Annotated in this window: 20 protein-coding genes and 2 riboswitches; of the genes, 12 read left to right on the top strand and 8 right to left on the bottom strand. The window is 71.8% G+C overall.

The genetic code is table 11. From position 1 onward, the window contains the following. Nucleotides 1-3: 3 nt before the first annotated feature. Together JOD66_RS24890 and JOD66_RS24885 are read right to left on the bottom strand one after the other, a co-directional pair. Nucleotides 4-792, bottom strand: a complete 789-nt coding sequence (locus JOD66_RS24890; protein ID WP_204839470.1) for a hypothetical protein — start codon at nt 790-792, stop codon at nt 4-6. Nucleotides 793-912: 120 nt separating this feature from the next. Next, nucleotides 913-2,124: an IS110 family RNA-guided transposase gene (locus JOD66_RS24885; protein WP_204839469.1), complete on the bottom strand. Its 1,212-nt coding sequence runs from the start codon at nt 2,122-2,124 to the stop codon at nt 913-915. 383 nt (nt 2,125-2,507) lie between these two features. Between JOD66_RS24885 and JOD66_RS24880 the strand changes: the two genes are divergently transcribed. Beyond that, nucleotides 2,508-2,984 (top strand): SRPBCC family protein, encoded by a 477-nt coding sequence (locus JOD66_RS24880; RefSeq protein WP_204839468.1) that lies wholly within the window; start codon nt 2,508-2,510, stop codon nt 2,982-2,984. Here the strand turns inward: JOD66_RS24880 and JOD66_RS24875 are convergent. Both JOD66_RS24875 and JOD66_RS24870 read right to left on the bottom strand, forming a co-directional pair. After that, on the bottom strand, nt 2,974-4,776 hold the full coding sequence (locus JOD66_RS24875; protein WP_204839467.1) for an acyl-CoA dehydrogenase: 1,803 nt from the start codon (nt 4,774-4,776) through the stop codon (nt 2,974-2,976). The two genes, JOD66_RS24880 and JOD66_RS24875, sit on opposite strands and share 11 nt — an antisense overlap. 14 nt (nt 4,777-4,790) lie before the next feature. After that, a complete protein-coding gene (locus tag JOD66_RS24870) occupies nt 4,791-5,198 on the bottom strand; it encodes a hypothetical protein (RefSeq protein WP_204839466.1) in 408 nt (135 codons plus the stop codon). A gap of 91 nt (nt 5,199-5,289) precedes the next feature. Between JOD66_RS24870 and JOD66_RS24865 the strand changes: the two genes are divergently transcribed. The 5 genes from JOD66_RS24865 to JOD66_RS24845 all read left to right on the top strand — a co-directional run bounded on the left by JOD66_RS24865 (nt 5,290) and on the right by JOD66_RS24845 (nt 9,352). Next, nucleotides 5,290-5,670 (top strand): ArsR/SmtB family transcription factor, encoded by a 381-nt coding sequence (locus JOD66_RS24865; RefSeq protein ID WP_204839465.1) that lies wholly within the window; start codon nt 5,290-5,292, stop codon nt 5,668-5,670. Beyond that, the gene (locus JOD66_RS24860) at nt 5,667-6,185 is read left to right on the top strand and encodes an SRPBCC family protein (protein ID WP_204839464.1); all 519 of its coding nucleotides are present in this window, start codon (nt 5,667-5,669) and stop codon (nt 6,183-6,185) included. The genes JOD66_RS24865 and JOD66_RS24860 overlap by 4 nt, the downstream gene beginning before the upstream one ends. Nucleotides 6,186-6,209: 24 nt before the next feature. Next, entirely contained in the window at nt 6,210-7,214 is a 1,005-nt protein-coding gene (locus JOD66_RS24855; RefSeq protein WP_204839463.1) for a 5'-3' exonuclease, read from the top strand. A 12-nt stretch (nt 7,215-7,226) separates the two neighbouring features. After that, nucleotides 7,227-8,747 carry an acyl-CoA carboxylase subunit beta gene (locus tag JOD66_RS24850; protein ID WP_204839462.1) on the top strand — a complete coding sequence of 507 codons (1,521 nt, stop codon included), beginning with the start codon at nt 7,227-7,229 and terminating at the stop codon, nt 8,745-8,747. Nucleotides 8,748-8,827: 80 nt separating this feature from the next. Then, complete coding sequence (locus JOD66_RS24845) at nt 8,828-9,352, top strand: OsmC family protein (RefSeq protein WP_204839461.1); 525 nt, start codon at nt 8,828-8,830, stop codon at nt 9,350-9,352. A 12-nt stretch (nt 9,353-9,364) separates the two neighbouring features. Here JOD66_RS24845 and JOD66_RS24840 read toward each other — a convergent pair whose 3' ends face one another. The 3 genes from JOD66_RS24840 to JOD66_RS24830 all read right to left on the bottom strand — a co-directional run bounded on the left by JOD66_RS24840 (nt 9,365) and on the right by JOD66_RS24830 (nt 12,564). Then, entirely contained in the window at nt 9,365-9,715 is a 351-nt protein-coding gene (locus JOD66_RS24840; RefSeq protein ID WP_204839460.1) for a UBP-type zinc finger domain-containing protein, read from the bottom strand. A 22-nt stretch (nt 9,716-9,737) separates the two neighbouring features. Further along, on the bottom strand, nt 9,738-10,964 hold the full coding sequence (locus JOD66_RS24835; protein WP_204839459.1) for an endonuclease/exonuclease/phosphatase family protein: 1,227 nt from the start codon (nt 10,962-10,964) through the stop codon (nt 9,738-9,740). 88 nt (nt 10,965-11,052) lie between these two features. Next, on the bottom strand, nt 11,053-12,564 hold the full coding sequence (locus JOD66_RS24830; RefSeq protein ID WP_307823705.1) for an SDR family NAD(P)-dependent oxidoreductase: 1,512 nt from the start codon (nt 12,562-12,564) through the stop codon (nt 11,053-11,055). A gap of 85 nt (nt 12,565-12,649) precedes the next feature. After that, nucleotides 12,650-12,746, top strand: a riboswitch (glycine riboswitch). 5 nt (nt 12,747-12,751) lie between these two features. Further along, a riboswitch (glycine riboswitch) is annotated at nt 12,752-12,841 on the top strand. Nucleotides 12,842-12,902: 61 nt separating this feature from the next. On the opposite strand from JOD66_RS24830, the gene gcvT reads away from it, so the two are divergent. The 5 genes from gcvT to JOD66_RS29685 all read left to right on the top strand — a co-directional run bounded on the left by gcvT (nt 12,903) and on the right by JOD66_RS29685 (nt 18,239). Next, on the top strand, nt 12,903-14,021 hold the full coding sequence (gene gcvT / locus JOD66_RS24825; protein WP_204839457.1) for a glycine cleavage system aminomethyltransferase GcvT: 1,119 nt from the start codon (nt 12,903-12,905) through the stop codon (nt 14,019-14,021). 17 nt (nt 14,022-14,038) lie between these two features. Then, on the top strand, nt 14,039-14,413 hold the full coding sequence (gene gcvH / locus JOD66_RS24820) for a glycine cleavage system protein GcvH (protein ID WP_204839456.1): 375 nt from the start codon (nt 14,039-14,041) through the stop codon (nt 14,411-14,413). Continuing rightward, a complete protein-coding gene (lipA, locus tag JOD66_RS24815) occupies nt 14,410-15,339 on the top strand; it encodes a lipoyl synthase (RefSeq protein WP_204839455.1) in 930 nt (309 codons plus the stop codon). Before gcvH ends, lipA begins: the two co-directional genes overlap by 4 nt. Beyond that, on the top strand, nt 15,339-16,721 hold the full coding sequence (locus tag JOD66_RS24810) for an L-serine ammonia-lyase (protein WP_204839454.1): 1,383 nt from the start codon (nt 15,339-15,341) through the stop codon (nt 16,719-16,721). The genes lipA and JOD66_RS24810 overlap by 1 nt, the downstream gene beginning before the upstream one ends. An 81-nt stretch (nt 16,722-16,802) precedes the next feature. After that, nucleotides 16,803-18,239, top strand: coding sequence for a diguanylate cyclase domain-containing protein (locus JOD66_RS29685; protein ID WP_204839453.1), 1,437 nt, complete (start codon nt 16,803-16,805; stop codon nt 18,237-18,239). On the opposite strand, the gene JOD66_RS24800 is transcribed toward JOD66_RS29685, so the two are convergent. Continuing rightward, nucleotides 18,163-18,759, bottom strand: a complete 597-nt coding sequence (locus tag JOD66_RS24800; protein WP_204839452.1) for a TetR/AcrR family transcriptional regulator — start codon at nt 18,757-18,759, stop codon at nt 18,163-18,165. The two genes, JOD66_RS29685 and JOD66_RS24800, sit on opposite strands and share 77 nt — an antisense overlap. A 51-nt stretch (nt 18,760-18,810) precedes the next feature. Here JOD66_RS24800 and JOD66_RS24795 point away from each other — a divergent pair, with 51 nt between their 5' ends. Next, nucleotides 18,811-19,656, top strand: coding sequence for an oxygenase MpaB family protein (locus tag JOD66_RS24795; RefSeq protein WP_204839451.1), 846 nt, complete (start codon nt 18,811-18,813; stop codon nt 19,654-19,656). The last annotated feature ends 24 nt before the right edge of the window (nt 19,657-19,680 follow it).

Raw genomic sequence — 19,680 nt, 5'->3', positions numbered from 1 at the left:
CTTTTAGTGGCGCTCGGCGTGGAGCGCCAGTTCCCACGCGTCTTCTGCGGACTCAACCACAGTTTGCATGCGTTCGGACCGAACGCGGTCTGAAAACACGTAACTCAACGCTTGGATTCCGCGGATTCCAGTTGTGAGGGGCGAGGCCCAGTCCATCCAAGTCGCAAATTCTCCGAGTTTGCGTTCTGTGCCCAGACCGCGACTGTGGGCTTCCAGAGCGACAAAACTTCCGTGCAATTGCTCACTGGCGTCCGCGTAGAGTTGGTAACGATGTGGAGGTTGGCCGAGCGCCTTGAGAACGTTCTTCATCGACGGCTCCTGCGCTGCCGGAACAATACCTTTCGCGTTCAACAAGTCAACAAAGGCCGCATGAAACCTCGCAGATTGATCCGCACGACGTCTGGCCCTTTGCGCCATTTCCGGAAGGCCCTCCGCTTCAAGAGACTCTGCGCGCTTCAGCTCGTGGGCGACGAACCGTTGGAGCCAGGTAGCCCATCGGCCCTCTGCCTCAAAGGGATCGTCGACGTCCATGCGCCACGCCGTCCGGACACCCACCTCGAACATTGATCGGGCGATGGGCCATCCGCTCGGGTAGGCCGTCGGGCCTAGTGCCACCAGAGTGCTTAATGCCCTGCCGTGCCCACGGAGTAGAAGAAATGCGGTACGAGCCTCCTGCACGTGTTCGTACTCGCTCATGCCGCGGGTTGTTCGCGCGATCTCGAAGCAGTTGCCTGCGAACTCCGTAAGCACCTGGGCCAAGTCGCGAATACGCAGCTCGTCAAAATGGTTCACCACTGCACAATGCCACTTGCAGACCCGAAGAGCTCATTCGAACTTGGCGTGGTGGAGGCTGAAGCGTAGGTGTGCCCTGGACCAGTCTGACTGCGGAGTCATTTCGGCTCCCCTCTGTTGTCAACCGGCGTCGCGAAGCGCTTCCACGGGCTGGGGCTTCCGTGGCTGGGGCTTCCGTGGCTGCGAGGTCGCGGCGTAGCGTCGTGGACGCGGGTCCGGGAGTGGCTTATCCGAAGTGCCGATGAGCGGGTGTGAGTCGGCCGCGCTGGATTCTTGAGACGTCCCGCCTTGCCCTCCCGGACCCGCACCCGCCGCGCCCGCGGTGTCGTCGAGGAGCCGTCGGTAGACGGCGTCCGAGATCCGTCGTTTGAGGCACCGCAGCGCTTCGAGGTGGGTCTTCCCGGCGGCGCGCTTGCGCCGGTAGTAGGCGCGCCCGTCGGTGTCGAGCCGGATCTGGCTCAACGCGGCCATGTGCAGCATGTGGTTGATCTTGCGGTTGCCCGCGCGGGAGAGACGATGACGAACCTGCTCGCCCGATGAGGCGTCCAGGGGCGCGGTTCCTGTCCAGGAGGCGAATCGATTGCGGTCAGCAAACCGGGCGATGTCGCCGACGTCGGCGAGGATCCGAGCAGCGCCGATGGGGCCGATGCCGGGCAGGTCCATCAGTCTCGACCCTGACGCGAGGACGAGTGCCTTCCGCTCCTTGTCGGCGGCCTTGATCCTGCGCTCGATCACGCTGAGGTCCTCAAGCTGTTCCAGCGCGAGTCGCTTGCAGGTCTTGCCGGCCAGGTCGCGGGGCCGGCGTCGGGAGAGGATCTCGCGTGCCTGCGGGGCGGTCAGGTTCAGCTTGACCTCGCCGGGGATCAGCTCGGACAGGAGCCGCTGGAGGCGGTTCACGGTCTGCACGCGCTGGCTGATCAACTCGGCGCGACGATCGGTGAGCATCCGCAGGACCTCGAGGTCAGCGTCGTAGGACAGGACCCGCAGGCCTTTGGTGCGGACCGCGACCGCGGCGACGGCGTGGGCGTCATGGGCGTCGGTCTTGCGGTTGTGGCCAGTGTCGAACAGCCGTGCCCGCGCTGAGAGCTTCGGCGGAACATCGACCACCCGCTCACCATCGGCGAGCAGCCGCTGAGCCAGAGGCCGCCCGGCGCCGCTGCTGCCCTCGACGGCCCAGACGCGGTCGGGCCAGGCAGCGACATGTCTGCACATCGCGGCATAGCCGGTCTTGTTGGTGTCGAACCGACCTTTGGCCAAGACGGTCTCGTTGGTGTCGACGACCTCGATGGTCGCGGACAGCTTGTGGGGATCGACCCCGATGAAGACCCGCATGTGGTTACCCGCCGTTCTGCTCCGTGTCGTTGTGGGAAGCGAGGCGGGCATTGCTACTGCGAGCTGGGCAGTCCCCTCTTGAGCCACACCTCAACACGGCGATCGACGGGGACGCAGCCCGAAAATGAGCCACACCCAGATACTCAGGTGGGCAGCCGCAAAGAGAGCGCCCCGTCGACCACCTGGACCGAGTCTGGCCGGACACCGGTCCTACGTGAATCGTCTAGTAGCCGCGAGTGACCCACGGCAAGCAACCGCCGGGCGCCAGATCGAGGCTATGCGCCAGTGCGCGCCCGTCCAGAACTCTTCACGCCCTCGATGTCGAGGACCCCGATCCGGCTCCGTCCCTGGGGTGACAGACCACCAGCCAAGAGGAGCCCACCATGCAGAACACCACCACCATCACCCTCCGCCGCAGCCTCCCCATCCCGCCCGAGCGGGTCTGGGAGCTGTGGACCACCGCCGCGGGCATCTCCGCCTGGTGGGCACCCGACGGGTTCGAGACGACCGTCGACCGGATCGAGCTGCGCCCGGGCGGCTCCCTCGACTACACGATGACCGCGACCGGCCCGGAGCAGGTGGCGTTCATGGAGCAGGCCGGGATGCCGATCTCCACCGCGTCGCACAAGGAGTTCACCGAGGTCGTCGAGCCGACCCGACTGGCCTACGTCTCGCTGATCGACTTCGTGCCGGGCGTCGAGCCGTACGACCACCTGACCGTCGTCACTCTCGAGCGCACCGCGACCGGGACCGACGTGGTGATGGAGTGCGAGCGGCTGCACGACGAGGAGTGGACCGGCCGGATCGTCGCCGGCCGCACCAACGAGCTCGACAACCTGGAGCGGCTGGTCACAGCGTGACCGGGTCCACCTCGTTGAAGAGCTGGTCGCCGCCGGCCAGCAGGTCGAGCATCGGACCGACCTTGGGCAGCTCGTGGGTGAGGAAGTACCGACCCGCGGCGCGCTTGCCGTCGTAGAAGGCGCCCGCGCGGTCACCGACCGCGACCAGCTGGTCGAGCCAGGTCCAGGCGACCACGAGGTGGCCGGCGGCTTCCAGCCCGGTCGTGGCGTTGACCAGGGCCGTGCGGGGGTCGCCGGACTCCCAGGCGGCGGCGACCGCGGTCGCGAAGCCGTCGGCGACGCTCGCCACCTGCTCGGCGTACGAGCCCAGCGTGGCGTCGCCGCTCGCGCGCGCTCGGTCCGTGGTCTCGCGCACCGCGTCGAGCAGGACCTGCAGGCCGGTACCGCGGGCCTGGACCAGCTTGCGGCCGAGCAGGTCGAGAGCCTGGATGCCGTGGGTGCCCTCGTGGATCGGGTTGAGGCGGTTGTCGCGGTAGAGCTGCTCGACGCCGTACTCGCGGGTGTAGCCGTAGCCGCCGTGGACCTGGATCGCGAGGTCATTGGCCGCCAGGCACCACTGGGAGGGCCAGCTCTTCACGATCGGCGTGAGTACGTCGAGCAGCGCGCCCGCCCGGGACCGCGCCTCCGCGGAGGGGTGGGTGTGCTGCTCGTCGAGCAGCAGCGCGGCACGCAGCACCAGCGCGAGCCCGCCCTCGACGTACGACTTCGAGGCGAGCAGCATCCGGCGCACGTCGGCGTGCTCGATGATCGGCACCGGCGCCGAGGCCGGGTCCTTGGCGGCCAGCGGCCGGCCCTGGACGCGCTCGCGGGCGTAGGCCAGCGCGCGCAGGTAGCCGGTGTAGCCGAGCGCCACCGCTCCCGCGCCGACCCCGATCCGGGCCTCGTTCATCATGTGGAACATGACCGCGAGGCCGCGGCCCTCCTCGCCGACCAGCTCGCCCACCGCGCCGGCTGCGCCGCCCGGGAGATGGCGGCCCTCGCCGAAGTTGAGCACCGTGTTGACCGTGCCGCGGAAGCCCATCTTGTGGTTGAGGCCGGCCAGCGTGACGTCGTTGCGCTCGCCGCGGGCGCCCGCGGCGTCGACGACGTACTTGGGCGTGGCGAACAGGGAGAGTCCCTTGACCCCCGGCGGCGCGCCCTCGACCCGGGCCAGCACCAGGTGGACGATGTTGTCGCCGAGCTCGTGGTCGCCGCCGGAGATCCACATCTTGTTGCCGAACAGGCGGAAGGTGCCGTCGTCCTGGCGCACCGCGCGGGTCGCCACGTCGGCCAGCGAGGAGCCGGCCTGCGGCTCGGACAGGCACATGGTGCCGAACCAACGGCCGTCGAGCATCGGCGGCACGCGCCGGGCGACCTGCTCGGGCGAGGCGTGCGCCAGCAGCAGGTTGGCGTTGGCCATGGTCAGCATCGGGTAGCCCGAGGTCGCCACGTTGGCGGCCTGGAACCACGCGAAGCAGGCCTGCTGGACGACCTGCGGCAGCTGGCCGCCGCCGACCGACTCGTCCATCGCCGCCGACACCAAGCCGGCCTCGGCGAAGGCCCGCACCGCCGCGCCGACCTCGGGCACCATCGTCACCGTCTCGCCGTCGAACTGCGGCTCCTGGGCGTCACTGAGCGCGTTGTGGGGCGCGAAGTGCTCCGCCGCCAGCTCCGCCGACAGCTCGAGCACCGCGTCGAAGGTGTCGCGGCTGTGCTCGGCGTACCGCTCCCGGGAGCACAGCGCCGTCACGTCGAGCCACTCGTGGAGCAGGAACGCGAGGTCGCGGCGGGCCAGCAGCAGGTCGGGGCTCATGGCTCCAGCCTGCCTCACCCCGGAGGTACGACGACCGGCATCCCCGCCAGCGGCGCCCCCGCCACCGTCACCACGCCCACCATCCGCGCCGTCGACCCGAGCAGCGTCGCGCCGTGGTCGGTGCGCAGCGCCGAGCGCCCGAACTGGATCTCGAGCACGCCGATCTTGAGCCGGCCGCCCTCGCGGACCAGCGCCACTTCCCCGCGGCGCGGGCGACGGTCGGTCGAGACCAGGAGCTCGGTGCCGGCCGGCCAGCCGTGGGAGGCGAGCGCATCGTTGCGCAGCCGGATCCGGACGTCGTCGCCGTCGGCTCGTCCGGGGCTGTTCGCCGCCGGGCGGGCTCGAGCCGCCGGCGGCTCCGGAGGGGGCAGGTCGAGCGGCAGGCACTCCTGGGCCGCCGCACCGCCTCGGACCGAACGCATGTTCGAAGCGTAGCGGCTCGCGGTCTCGTTGTGATCACTCCATACCCCGGAGACCTTGCCTTATTGGTAACTTGAATGTTACCAATACTTCGTGGACGCGTTCGAGGCCATCGCCGACCCGGTCCGCCGCGCCCTGCTCCAGCGGCTCGCCGACGGTCCGGCGCGGGTGGTCGACCTGGCCGCCGAGCACCCGATCAGCCGCCCGGCCGTCAGCCGACACCTGCGGATGCTGGTCGAGGCGGGTCTGGTGGACGCCGAGGACCGCGGTCGCGAGCGCCACTACCGGCTGCGACCGGCCGGCCTGTCCCCCGTGCGGACCTGGGTCGACGGCCTGGGCGGGCGGCGACCGCCGATCCCCGAGTCCGCACTCGACGGCCTCGACCTCGAGGTACGCCGTACCGGCCGCGAGCGCCGGGCCACCCCGACCACCCGGACCACCGGAACCGACCAACCCGACCAGGAGACCGCATGAGCATCCCGACCCCGACCGGCCGCCGCCTCGACCGCGACGGCGAGACCTATGTCGAGCTGGTCCGCACCTTCCGCGCGCCCATCGAGGACGTGTGGGCCGCGGTGACCGAGTCGGACCGCCTCGCCCGCTGGCTCGGCACGTGGACCGGCGACCCGGCCGAGGGCCACGTCCTGTTCCAGATGACCTTCGAGGGCGACGACGTGCCGCGCGAGGCGTTCCGGATCGACGAGTGCGTGCCGCCGCACCGGCTGCGGATCACCACCTCGATGCCGTACGACGGCGAGAACCCCGAGCACTGGCTGCTGCGGGTCGACCTGGCCGAGGCCGACGGCGTCACCACGCTGACCTTCGCCCAGAACGTGCCCGACCCGGAGATGGCCGAGAACGTCGGCCCCGGCTGGGACTACTACCTCGACCGGATGGTCGCCGCGGAGACCGGCGGGGACCCGGCGGCGATCGACTTCGACGACTACCACCCGGCGTTCGCGGACCACTACCGGAAGGCCTTCGGCTGACGATCTAGAGTCGGGGCGATCGCCATGAACCCCGTCCCGGACCGCCCCCGCAGGCTGCTGCTCGCCGTCGACGCACCGTCGCTGCTGCACCGCAACCACCACGCGCGCGCCCACACCCGGCACCGCGACCGTGGCGGGCGGCCGGCGTGGGCGCTGCACGGGATGCTGCGCCAGATCATCGAGTCCATCGACCAGTTCGCGCCGGACGCGGTGATCTTCGGCCTCGACGACCGGGTGGCGTCCTACCGCCGTGACGCGTACCCGGACTACAAGGCGGGCCGCGCCGAGAAGGACCCCGACCTCGTCGACCAGCTGGACCGGGCCGGCGCCCTGCTCGACGCGCTCGGCCTGGCGACGCTCACCCCGCCCGGGCTGGAGGCCGACGACGTCAACGCCTCGGCCGCGACCTGGGCCGGCGAGAACGGCTGGGACTGCGTCATCATCACCTCCGACCGCGACTCCTTCGCCCACATCAGCGCCCATACGCGGGTGCTGCGCCTGATCAACGGCGGGATCAACGGCTCTCCCCTGCTCACGTCCGCCCACCTCCGCTCGATGTACGGCGTCCCGGCGGAGCGCTACCTGGAGTTCGCGGCGGTGCGGGGCGACGCCAGCGACAACCTGCCCGGCGTGCCGGGCATCGGCGAGAAGACCGCCGCCTACCTGCTGTCCCACATCGGCTCGATGCGGGAGATCTGGGCCGACATCGAGCACGACGAGGGCCGCTCGGTGGTGGCGGCGCTGGACGCGTGGGCCGAGGAGACCGGCGCCCGGCGTACCGGCGCGACCGTGCTCAAACGGCTCTCGGCGCCGGGCGCACGCGACACCTACGAGTTCAACCTGCGGATGATGGCGGGCCGCACCGACCTCGACCTCGGGCTGACGCCCGACATCCCCGGTACGCCCGGCCTGCTCCCCCTCGACATCGCCCGGGTGGAGCGCGTGGTCGGCCACCTCGACATGGAGTCGACCACCGCGCTCGCGCTGCGGGTCCTCACCGGCGACCCGGCGTCGGTGCCTCGCGCCTGACATGCTGACCGGGTGACCGACCCACAGGACGACGCCCCGGCCCAGGGCCTCACCGAGCTGCTCGCCCGCCGCTTCCTCACCACCGACGAGGCCCGCCCCGAGAAGGTCGTCCGGTGGCACGCCCGCGGTCGTCGTACCGCCCGGGAGAACATCGCCGACCTCGTCGACGCCGGATCCTTCGTGGAGTACGGCCGCTTCATCACCGCCGCCCAGGAGCAGCGCCGACCGCTGGCCGAGCTCGTCGTCGAGGCGCCCGCGGACGGCATCGTCGGCGGCACCACCACCATCGACGGCCGGCCGGCCGCGGTGCTGTCGTACGACTACCTGGTCATGGCCGGCACCCAGGGCATGCGCGGACACCGCAAGTCCGACCGGCTGCTCGAGCTGATCGGCCGGATGGGCCTGCCCACCGTGTTCTTCACCGAAGGCGGCGGCGGGCGGCCGGGCGACGTCGACCTGCCGATCGTGTCGGCGCTCGACGTCGGCTCGTTCGCGCTGTGGGGCGAGCTGGAGGGCGTGGTGCCGCGGATCGCCGTGGTGTCGGGCCGGTGCTTCGCCGGCAACGCCGTGCTCGCCGGCTGCGCCGATCTCCGGGTGGCCACACCCGACGCCAACCTCGGCATGGCCGGGCCCGCGATGATCGCGGGCGGCGGGCTCGGGCAGTTCGCGGCCGAGGAGATCGGCCCGGTCGCGGAGCAGGCGGCCAACGGCGTGGTCGACGTGGTGGTCGACGACGAGGCGGAGGCCGTGGCCGTCGTACGCCGGCTGCTCGGCTACCTCGACGGACCGGCCGCCTCGGGGGCGGCCGAGGACCCGACCGCCCTGCGCACGATGCTGCCGGCCAACGACCGCGAGGCCTTCGACGTGCGCCCGGTGGTCGAGGCGCTCGCCGACGCCGACAGCGTGACCTGGCTGCGCGAGGCATGGGCGCCGGAGCTGGTGACCGCGATCGCCCGGGTCGACGGCATCCCGCTCGGCGTCCTCGCCAACCAGTCCACCCACCTGGCCGGAGCCCTCACGGCCGACGCGTCGGCGAAGGCGGCCGACTTCCTCGAGCTGTGCGAGCGCTGGCGGCTGCCCGTGCTCTCGCTGGTCGACACCCCGGGGTTCATGGTCGGCCCGGACGCCGAGCGGACCGGTCTGGTGCGGCACGCGGCGCGGTTGGTCAACGCCGGGGCCCGGCTGAGCGTGCCGCTCGTCGGCGTGGTGCTGCGGCGCGGCTACGGACTCGGCGCCCAGGCGATGCTCGGCGGCAGCACCCACCGACCGCTGCTCACCGTCGCCTGGCCCGACGCCCACCTCGGCCCGATGGGGCTGGAGGGCGCGGTGCGGCTGGCGATGGCGCACGAGCTGGCGGCACTGCCCGAGGCCGAGCGGGAGGCCACGGTCGCGCGGCACACCGCCGAGCTGCGTACCCACGCCAGTGCCCTCAACGCGGCGCGGGTGTTCGAGATCGACGACGTCATCGACCCCGCCGAGACCCGGACGGTGGTCGCCGCGACGCTCCGGGCGGCGGGCGGCCAGCCCCGGTAGTGCAAGGCGCTCCCGCGCACGCCGCCACGACCTCGGCCACCCCCCTCGCCAAATATGAGCAACTCACTCATATTTGATCCATGACCACCACCTCCGCCAGCACCGGCCTCAACGACGTGGACCTCGAGGCCGTGACCGGCCTGGTCCAGGCCGTCCAGGACGACCCGACCAAGGCCGGGACCACCTGGGCCGCCCACGTCACCTGGGACGGCGCCTTCGCGTCGCACGCCACGGTGCGCGGCTTCGCCCCGATCCGCTCCGACGAGCCGCCCGCGCTCGGCGGCGGCGACACCGCTCCCAACCCGGTCGAGCAGCTGCTCGGCGCCCTGGGCAACTGCCTCGCCGTCGGGTACGCCGCCAACGCGACCGTCGCCGGCATCGAGCTGCGCGACCTGCGCATCGACCTGCAGGGCGATCTCGACCTGCACGTCTTCCTGGGCCTCGCCGAGGGGCATGCCGGCTTCAGCGCGATCCGGGCGAGCGTCTCGATCAGCTCCCCCGCCTCCCGGGCCGAGCTGGAGGCCCTGCACACCGCGGTGCTCGCCAGCTCGCCTGTCGGTCACACACTGCGCAACGCGGTGCCGGTCGAGGTGACCCTGGCCTGAGCCCGGGCAGCATCAGTGGATCAGGTCGCGCCAGTTCGCCGGCACCCGGCCGCGCGGCCCGGGCGCCGGCTGGTCGTCGGGGTGGCTGGTGGGCGCGGCGAGCTCGGGGCCGGCGTAGTAGTCCTCGCCGGCGTAGTCCCAGAACCAGTCCTCACCCGGCTCGTACGACTGCACGATCGGGTGCCCGCTCTCGCGGAAATGGGCGGTGGCGTGCTGGGCGGGCGAGCTGTCGCAGCACCCGACGTGGCCGCACGCCGCGCACCGGCGCAGGTGCACCCACCAGCCGTCCGCGGCCGTGCACTCGGCACAGCCCGGCCCACTCGGCGGTACGTCGGTCTCGATCGCGGGGATCTCCTCGGCCATGACCCGACCCTAGGAACCGAGGTCAGGGGATGTACAGGGTCGCCTTGATCGGGTTGTGGTCGGACGCCATCGGGGTGGCGTACCTGCCGCCCGCGAGCACCGCGATGTTCTCCCAGCTCGGCACGGTGATGCCCGGCGAGACGAAGATCCGGTCGACGTGGGTCGGCCAGGTCGTCGAGCGCGGCGGGTCGGTCTTGAAGCCGTGCGCGGAGTTGAGGTACGGGTAGGTCAGCTGGGCGGCGATGTCGACGGCATCGGCGTACCCCGCGCCCTCCATGACCAGGCGGGGGGTGTCGGTCTGCCCTCGTCGATCGAGGCCACGGTGCGAGTTGAAGTCGCCGAGCACGACCGTCGGCCGGCCCGGGAACGCGCCGGTGACCCGGCCGAGGACGTAGGAGGTCTCCTGCTGGCGGATGCCGTCGGCCTTGCCGTCGCGCAGGTGGACCGCGGCGATGGCGACCTGCTTGCCCGTCGCCCGGTGCTGGATCAGCGCCTGGCAGAAGCCGTGGTCGCGGTCGCCGAACCTGGTGAACCGGGTGCCCTTGCTGTTGGCCTTGGGGTCGACCACGGCGTACGCGCTGGAGCGGACGTAGGCGGTCTGGCTGAACAGCTTGCGCTTCTTGCTCCGCTGGGTCTGGCAGGCCAGCTCGTAGCCGCGCTTGGCCATGACCTTGCCGATCCAACGCTTCTTCTTGCCGTACTTGTGGGCGACGTGGCCCTCGACGAACACCAGGATGTCGGACCCGATCCGGTCGATGTCGGCGACGACCTTCTTCTGCCGCTTCTTCCACTTCCAGCCGCTGTTGCACTTCGACTTCGAGCCGCAGCGCAGGTTGAAGGTGGCCGCGGTGGTGGCCAGCGCGGTCGGGGTGACGGCGCGCGAGACCGGCGGGGTCACCTTGCAGGCCCGCGGGCTGCCCGCACCGCCGTTGTTGCCCAACAGCGCGAAGCAGTACGTCGTGCCGGCCGTCAGCCCTCCCACGACGGTGCGCGTCCCAGCGATGCCGCGGCCCACGAGCTGGCCGGTCATGATCGGCTCGCCCTCACCCTTGAGGGCGTAGACGTCGTAGGCCGACGCGCCGGGCGCGGGGTCCCAGTCGAGGGTGATCGCGACCGACCCGTCGCGCTGGACCGCCTGTCCGGAGATCCAGGGCGCGGTCGGCCGCGCGGCCGCATCGGCGGAGGTCACCGCGGACGCCAGGCCGAGGGTGACGGCGAGTGCGGTCAGGACGGGAAGCAGACGACGCATGGGCTTTACCTTTGCGTAAAGAAGGGCCTTCACGCAGGTCGATCCCCAAAATGGGTGATGACATACCCGTTCGACACCGGCCGATGGCTCACCAGGGTGAGGGCTCGTAGTCCTTCACGAAGCAGCCGTACAGGTCCTCCCCCGCCTCGCCGCGCACGATCGGGTCGTAGACCCGGGCCGCGCCGTCGACCAGGTCGAGCGGGGCGTGCCAGCCCTCGGCCGCGATCCGCAGCTTCTCGTGGTGCGGCCGCTCGTCGGTGATCCAGCCGGTGTCGACGGCCGTCATCAGGATCTTGTCGGACTCGAACAGCTCGCCCGACGAGGTGCGGGTCATCATGTTGAGCGCGGCCTTGGCCATGTTGGTGTGGGGGTGTCCGGCGCCCTTGTAGCGCCGGGAGAACTGCCCCTCCATCGCGGACACGTTCACGATGTAGGCGCGGCGGGCGCCGTTCTGGACCGCCGCACGCAGCGCCGGGCGCAGCCGGGAGTTGATTAGGAAGGGCGCGATCGAGTTGCAGAACTGCACCTCGAGCAGCTCGAGCGGGTCCACCTCGTCGAGGACCTGGGTCCAGGAGTTGTTGTCCTGGATGTCGGGGATCAGGCCGCCGGCGTCGATGGCCGTGCCGGCGAGATGCTGCTCCAGCGACGCGTTGCCGGCCTTCAGCGCGAGCGCCGTCAGCGACGCGGCGTTGTGGGCGGCCAGCGCCGACTCCGCCGACTCCCCCTCGTGGTGGGCCACCGCATGGTCGGAGAGCGCCCCCGCGATCGCCGCCGGGTGGGCCTCGGAGATCCGGTCGAAGGCGACCATCTCGGGCAGCTCGATCCCGCTCGGCAGCGGCGCGAGCTCGCCCTCGGTGAGGTGGGAGTAGGCGCCGGGCAGCCGGCGTACGGTCTGGCAGGCGTTGTTGATGATGATGTCGAGCGGGCCGTCGGCCGCGACGTCGTCGGTGAGCGAGATGACCTGGGTGGGGTCGCGCAGGTCGATGCCGACGACCTTGAGCCGGTGCAGCCAGTCGGCGGAGTCCTCCATCGCGGCGAACCGGCGCACGGCGTCCTTGGGGAAGCGCGTGGTGATCGTGGTGTGCGCCCCGTCGCGGAGCAGGCGCAGCGCGATGTACATGCCGATCTTGGCCCGGCCGCCGGTCAGCAGCGCCCGCTTGCCGGTGAGGTCGGTGCGCTGGTCGCGCTTCGCGTGGCTCTTCGCGGCGCAGCGCGGGCACAGCCAGTGGTAGAACGCGTCGACGAGGGTGAAGTCCTCCTTGCAGATGTAGCACCCCCGCGCGGTGAGCAGCTCACCGGCGAAGGCGCCCTGCGCGGTGGAGACCAGCGGGATCCCGGCGGTCTCGTCGTCGATCCGCATCGGCGACCCGGTCGCCGTCTTCTCGATGATGTCCTGGTCGTGACGCTGCCGCTCGAGCCGGATCTCGGCCCGGCGCTGCTTCTTGATCAGCTTGTACATGTACGACGCCGCGCGCTTCATGGTGCGCACGTCCTCGTGGTCGGGATCGAGCAGCGGGACCTGACGCAGGACCTTGAGGGTGATGGCGAGCTCGTCGGGGTCGATCCCGGCCAGCCGCTCGTCGGTGTCGGGGCGAGGCACCGCCCGATGGTACGGGGCCCGGCCCGCGGATGCCGTATGCTCGCTGCGCGCCATGATCGGCGTCACAACTCAACATCGCGCCGTTCGAACCCCGGCGGGAGAGTCCCTGTCCCTCGTGGACGGGGCGCCGAAGGAGCAAATCTCCCCAAGAATCTCTCAGGCCCCCTGACCGCCGGGACGAGGCGAACTCTGGAAAGACGGACCGGACCCACCGGCCCGCACCCACGGTGCAAGCCGCCCGGCCGGGCGGTGAAGCTCTCAGGTAGCGATGACAGAGCGGGGAGGCAACCCAGCCACGAGTCCGGCGTACGCCGTGCTCCCCACGAGGAAGCCTCCCGATGACCACACCTTCCGTGACCCCACGGCTCACCCCGCTGCACGACGTCCATGCCGCCCTCGGCGCGTCGTTCACCGACTTCGCGGGCTGGCAGATGCCGGTCCGCTACGCCTCGGAGACCGCCGAGCACCGCGCGGTCCGCACGAGCGCGGGACTCTTCGACCTGACCCACATGGGCGAGATCGAGCTGGTCGGCCCGGGCGCCGGCGCCGCGCTCGACCACGCCCTGGTCGGCCGCCCCTCCGCGATCGGCGTGGGCCGGGCCCGCTACTCGATGATCTGCGCCGAGGACGGCGGGATCATCGACGACCTGGTCGTCTACCGGCTCGCCGACGAGCACTTCCTCGTCGTCGCCAACGCCAGCAATGTCGCCGTCGTCGCCCCCGAGCTGGCCGCCCGCGCGGCGGACCACGACGTCACGGTCACCGACACCTCGGCCGACTGGGCGCTGCTCGCCGTCCAGGGCCCCGCGTCCGCCGAGATCCTGTCCGGGCTCACCGACCTCCACGTCCCGGACCTCACGTACTACGCCATCGACGCCGGCACCCTCGCCGGCAGCGACGTGCTGCTGGCCCGCACCGGCTACACCGGCGAGGACGGCTTCGAGATCTACTGCAGGCCGGGCGACGCGGCGGCGATCTGGTCCGCGCTGAGCACGGCGGGCCAGGCCCACGGGCTGGTCCCGGCCGGCCTCGCCTGCCGCGACACGCTGCGCCTGGAGGCCGGGATGCCGCTCTACGGCCACGAGCTGGACCGCGACACCACGCCGTACGAGGCCGGCCTGGGCCGGGTCGTCGTCCTCGACAAGCCCGCGGGCTTCGTCGGCCAGGAGGCGCTGGCGCGGCGCGAGGAGGAAGGACCGCGGCGGGTGCTGGTCGGCCTGGTCGCCACCGGCCGCCGCTCGCCCCGCGCCGGCTACCCGGTCGTCGACCCCGCGACCGGCGCCGAGGTCGGCGTCGTCACCAGCGGCTCGCCCTCCCCCACGCTGGAGAGGCCGATCGCCATGGCCTACGTCCCGCCGGCGCTGGCCGCCCCGGGCACGCGGGTCCAGGTGTCGCTGCGCGGCACCCTCGAGGACGCCGACGTCGTCGAGCTCCCCTTCTACCGCCGCAACCGCTGAGCCGTCAGGAGTCACCCATGAGCAACCCCACCCACGTCCAGTACACCGCCGAGCACGAGTGGATCGCCCTCGACGGCGACACCGCCAAGGTCGGCGTCACCGCCTACGCCGCCGACGCCCTCGGCGACGTCGTCTACGTCGACCTGCCGGCCGTCGGCAGCACCGTCACCGCCGGCGAGTCCTGCGGCGAGCTCGAGTCGACCAAGTCGGTCAGCGACCTCTATGCGCCGGTCACCGGCGAGGTGGTCGAGGTGAACGACGCCGTCGACGCCGACCCGAGCCTGGTCAACAGCGACCCGTTCGGCCAGGGCTGGCTGTTCGTCGTCAAGGTGACCGCGACCGGCGAGCTGATGGACGCGGCGGCGTACGACGCACTGATCGCGGAGGCATGACCGCCGTGGTGCCGGAGGGGCGCAGGCTCCTCCGGCTGGAGGTACGCAACGCGGAGACCCCGATCGAGCGGAAGCCGTCGTGGATCCGCACGAAGGCGGTGATGGGCCCCGAGTACCGCGGCCTGAAGAAGCTGGTGACGTCCGAGGGCCTGCACACCGTGTGCCAGGAAGCCGGCTGTCCCAACATCTTCGAGTGCTGGGAGGACAAGGAAGCCACCTTCCTGATCGGTGGCGACCAGTGCACCCGACGCTGCGACTTCTGCCAGATCGACACCGGCAAGCCCCAGCCGCTGGACCGCGACGAACCCCGGCGGGTAGCGGAGTCGGTGCAGACGATGGGCCTGAAGTACGCCACGATCACCGGCGTCGCCCGCGACGACCTGCCCGACGGTGGTGCCTGGCTGTACGCCGAGACCGTCCGCGCGATCCACGACCTCAACCCCGAGACCGGGGTGGAGAACCTGGTCCCGGACTTCAACGGCGACCCCGACCTGCTGGCCGAGGTCTTCGAGTCCCGACCCGAGGTCCTGGCCCACAACGTCGAGACCGTCCCGCGGATCTTCAAGCGGATCCGACCGGGCTTCCGCTACGAGCGCTCGCTCGACGTGCTGACCCGGGCCCGCGCGTTCGGGCTGGTCACCAAGTCCAACCTGATCCTCGGCATGGGCGAGACCCGCGAGGAGGTCTCCCAGGCACTGCGGGACCTGCACGAGGCGGGCTGTGAGCTGGTCACCATCACGCAATACCTGCGCCCGAGCGTTCGGCACCACCCCGTCGAGCGGTGGGTCAAGCCCGAGGAGTTCGTCGAGCTCGCCAACGAGGCCGAGGAGATCGGGTTCAGCGGCGTGCTGTCCGGGCCACTGGTGCGCTCGTCGTACCGGGCCGGACGGTTGTACCGTCGAGCCATGGAACTCAGGAGCCAGTGATGGCGCTGAGCGTCTTCGACCTCTACTCCATCGGCATCGGGCCGTCGTCGTCCCACACGGTCGGCCCGATGCGCGCGGCACACACCTTCGCCGCCGGCCTCGCGGCCGACGGGGACCTGCCGCGCGTCGCGCGCGTGCGAGCCGAGCTGTTCGGCTCGCTCGGCGCGACCGGCCACGGCCACGGCTCGGTCAAGGCCGTCATCCTCGGACTCGAGGGTGACGATCCCGCGACCACCGACACGGCGACGTACGACGCCCGGGTGGCGACCATCCTCGAGACCCAGCAGCTCCGGCTCGCGGGCGAGCGGGTGATCCACTTCGAGGCCGACGACGTGGTGATGCACCGCCGGCAGTCGCTGCCCGCCCATCCCAACGGGATGATCTTCACGGCGTACGACGAGGAGCGCGCCGAGCTGCGCGCCCGCACCTACTACTCGGTCGGTGGCGGCTTCGTCCTCGACGACACCCAGGTGGGCGCGGACCGGGTGGTCGTCGACGACACGGTGCTGCCGTACCCGTTCACGACCGGCGGCGAGCTGCTCGCGGTGTGCCACGAGGCTCGGCTCAGCGTCTCCGACATCATGCTCGCCAACGAGCTGACCTGGCGTACCGAGGCCGAGGTGCGCACCGGTCTGCTGGAGATCTGGCGGGTGATGGCCGCGTGCGTCGAGGAGGGCTGCCACCACGAGGGCGTGCTCCCGGGCGGGCTTCGGGTGCCGCGGCGCGCGCCGGAGCTCTACGCCACGCTGAGCGCGGCCGGCAGCGAGGACCCGCTCGACGTCATCGACTGGGTCAACCTGTACGCGCTCGCCGTCAACGAGCAGAACGCCTCCGGCGGCCGGATCGTCACCGCGCCCACCAACGGCGCGGCCGGGATCGTGCCGGCGGTGCTGCACTACTGGGTGCGCTTCGTGGCCAAGGACCTCCCCCAGGAGCAGGTCGACGACGGCATCGTGCGGTTCCTGCTGACCGGCGCGGCGATCGGCATCCTGGCCAAGATGAACGCCTCCATCTCCGGCGCGGAGGTCGGCTGCCAGGGCGAGGTCGGCTCGGCGTGCGCCATGGCCGCGGGCGCGCTGTGCGAGGTGCTCGGCGGCTCCCCCGAGCAGGTCGAGAACGCCGCCGAGATCGGCATCGAGCACAACCTCGGCCTGACCTGCGACCCGGTCGGCGGCCTGGTCCAGATCCCCTGCATCGAGCGCAACGCCATCGCCTCGGTCAAGGCGATCAACGCCGCCCGGCTGGCCAGCCACGGCACCGGCTCCCACAAGGTCAGCCTGGACAAGGCGCTCAAGACCATGCGGGAGACCGGACGCGACATGAAGACGAAGTACAAGGAGACCTCGCGCGGCGGGCTCGCCGTCAACGTCATCGAGTGCTGACGGCGTCCCGGCGCCGCTCAGCTCGCCGTCCCCCGTGCCGATGTGCCCCGTGGGAGCCGTCGACAAGAGGGGGCACGGGCCGTGGCACGACGCGTCTCCCGGGCGATGCTGCCCGGGGCCGGGTTCGCGGTGGCGTACGCGCTGGCCATTCTCGCCGGCCGGGCCACCCGGGTCGAGGGCAGCGAGGTGTCGCTGGTGTGGCCGGCGGCGGCGGTGGCCGTGCTGTGGGGGCTGCACGCGGCCGGGCTCCCGCGTGGCCGGGCGGCCGTCCACTGGGCCGGGCTCGCGGCACTGACCTTCGTCGTCAACCTGGCCACCCACGCGCCGGCGGACCTGGCGGCGTGGTTCGTGCTCGTCAACGTCGCGCTGGCAGCGGTCACCACCCTCGCGCTGAGGTACGGCGGGCGCCCACCCCGGCTGCGGGAGCCGGCCGATCTTGGCCGGCTGGTCGGGGCGATCGCCGCGGGGACCGTGGCCGCCGCGCTGCTGGCCGTGGCCTGGCTGGCGCATGACGGCCAGGCCGACCTGCTGCGCACCTTCGCGCTGTTCGCGGTCCGCAACGGGGTGACCGCCCTGGCCGGGGTGGCGGTGGTGCTGCGCCTGCGCGACGCCCGGTGGCGGCGCCCGACGCTGACGGTGGCCCGGGTGGCCGAGACCCTCGCCTGCGCGACGCTGGTCGGCGTGGTGTTCGCCCGGGTGTTCTGGCTCAACCCGGGCCATCCCAATGCGTTCGGGGTGATGCTGCCGGCGATGTGGGTCTCGCTGCGGTTCTCCACGACCACGAGCACGGTCTTCCTCACCGGCGCGGGCACCACCATCATGGCCGCGACCCTGCTCGACCGCGGCGCGCTGCGGGACATCGCACCCCAGGAGCAGGCGCTGCTGGCGCAGGGCATGGTCGGCGCCCTGACGGTGGTGGTGCTGACGCTCGCGCTGTTCCGGGACTCCCGCAACGAGCTGATCGCCGAGCTGCGCGACCTCGCGCAGCGCGACCCGCTGACCGGACTGGCCAACCGGGCGCTGCTCAACCAGCGCCTCGAGGAGCTGCTGCGGCGCGAGCCGCCGGAGACGGTGGGGGTGCTGCTGCTGGACCTCGACGGCTTCAAGCTGGTCAACGACGCCTGGGGCCACGACGAGGGCGACCTGCTGCTCGTCGAGATCGCCCGCCGGCTGAGCGAGGTGGCCCGGCCCGACGACACGGTCGCCCGGCTGGGCGGCGACGAGTTCGTCGTGGTCTGTCCGGGGCTCGACGACCCGGCCGAGCTGGAGCTGTGCGCGGAGCGGATCCGGCGCCGGGTCGCACTGCCCTACGGCCAGGCCTCGGACGCGCCGTACGACCGGATCACGGCGAGCGTCGGCGCCGCGGTCTCCGAACGGACCAGCACGCCACGCTCGCTGCTGGCCGCCGCCGACCGGGCGATGTACGACGCCAAGCGCGGCCTCAGAGACCGGGAAGCACGCGCCGCACGATGGCCAGCAGGGCCTCGCGCAGCAGCAGGTGCGCCTGGTCGCGGCTGAGCGTCGCCTCCCGCGACCACTCGCGGATCGCGCCCCGCGCGAGCTCGCCGAACGAGCGCACCACCGCGCGCGCCGCCGGGTCCCGCGGATCGCCGCCGACCATCTCCAGCACCCGGCCGGCCGCGAGGTCGTGGGCCTGGTCGAGGATCGCGCGGACCTCGGCGTCCTCCCCCACCCCCTCGGCCGCCCGCACGGTGAGGTAGGTCGCCCGCTCGGGGGTGATCGAGCCGAGGAACCAGTGCACCGCGGCGTCGACCCGGTCGGTCAGCGAGCCCGTCGGCAGCGGGACGTCCTCGAGGGTCGGCAGCAGCGAGGCGCGCCGCACGACCTCGAGGTAGAGGGTGCGCTTGTCGCCGAAGTAGTGGTTGAGCAGGCCCCGGGCGACCCCGGCCTCGTGGGCGATCCGCGTGGTCGACACCTCGACGTACGGCCGCGCGGCGAACAGCCGCTCGGCCGCGACCAGGATCTGCTCGCGCCGCTCGTCCGGGGCGAGGCGCTGGCGTCGGGCCGGGTCGGTCATGGCCCCAAGCTACTATTGGCAGCCTGCCAATAAAAGGCTAGCGTGGCCGCCATGGCGACCCCGACCAAGGTCCGCGACCTCCCCGTCCCGGTGGGCTTCGACATGCGCGAGCACGTCTCCGGCATCGGCGCCCACCTCGCCGGACCCGCCAACGTGATCATGCAGCTGAGCTGGCCCGGCGTCGGGTACGGCGTGATGAACAGCCGCGTCCACGACGGCGCCGCCACCAAGCGGCCCTTCAAGCGCGGCCGCACCACGTTCACCTACCTCGCCGTCGCCCTGCTCGGCAGCGACGAGGACCGCACCGCCTTCCGCCAGGCCGTCAACCGGCAGCACGCCCAGGTGGTGTCGCAGCCCGGGGAGAAGGTGCAGTACCGCGCCATGGACCCGCGACTGCAGACCTGGGTCGCGGCCTGCCTCTACTACGGCACCGCCGACATGATCGAGCGGATGCACGGCCCGCTCCCCGACGCCGAGGCCGACGCGCTCTACGCCCACTGCGCCCGGTTCGGCACCACGCTGCAGATGCCCGCCGACGCCTGGCCGGCCGACCGGGCCGCCTTCGACCGCTACTGGGAGGACTCGCTGGCCGAGGTCGACATCGATCCCGCCGTGGCGTCGTACCTGCTCTCGCTGACCCGGCTGCGCAACTTCCCCCGGCCCTTCCACCTGCTCGCGCCGTTCGTGCTGTTCGTGACCACCGGCTTCCTGCCGCCGCCGTTCCGCGAGGCGATGGGCCTGCCGTGGACCGCGCGCCAGCAGCGCCGCTTCGACCGCCTGCTGCGCGTCCTCGGCGCGCTCGAGCGGCGACTCCCCCGCGTGCTGCGGAACTTCCCGTTCAACCTCTGGCTCGCCGACATGCGGCTGCGCCGCCGGCTCGGCCGTCCCCTCGTCTGACCACCCCTCCCACCAGGAGCACCC

Origin of the sequence: Nocardioides nitrophenolicus (assembly GCF_016907515.1) — a bacterium.
Lineage (GTDB): Bacteria > Actinomycetota > Actinomycetes > Propionibacteriales > Nocardioidaceae > Nocardioides > Nocardioides nitrophenolicus.
The sequence above is the reverse complement of the archived record's forward strand: the minus strand, read 5'-3'. Positions and strand labels throughout refer to the sequence as shown.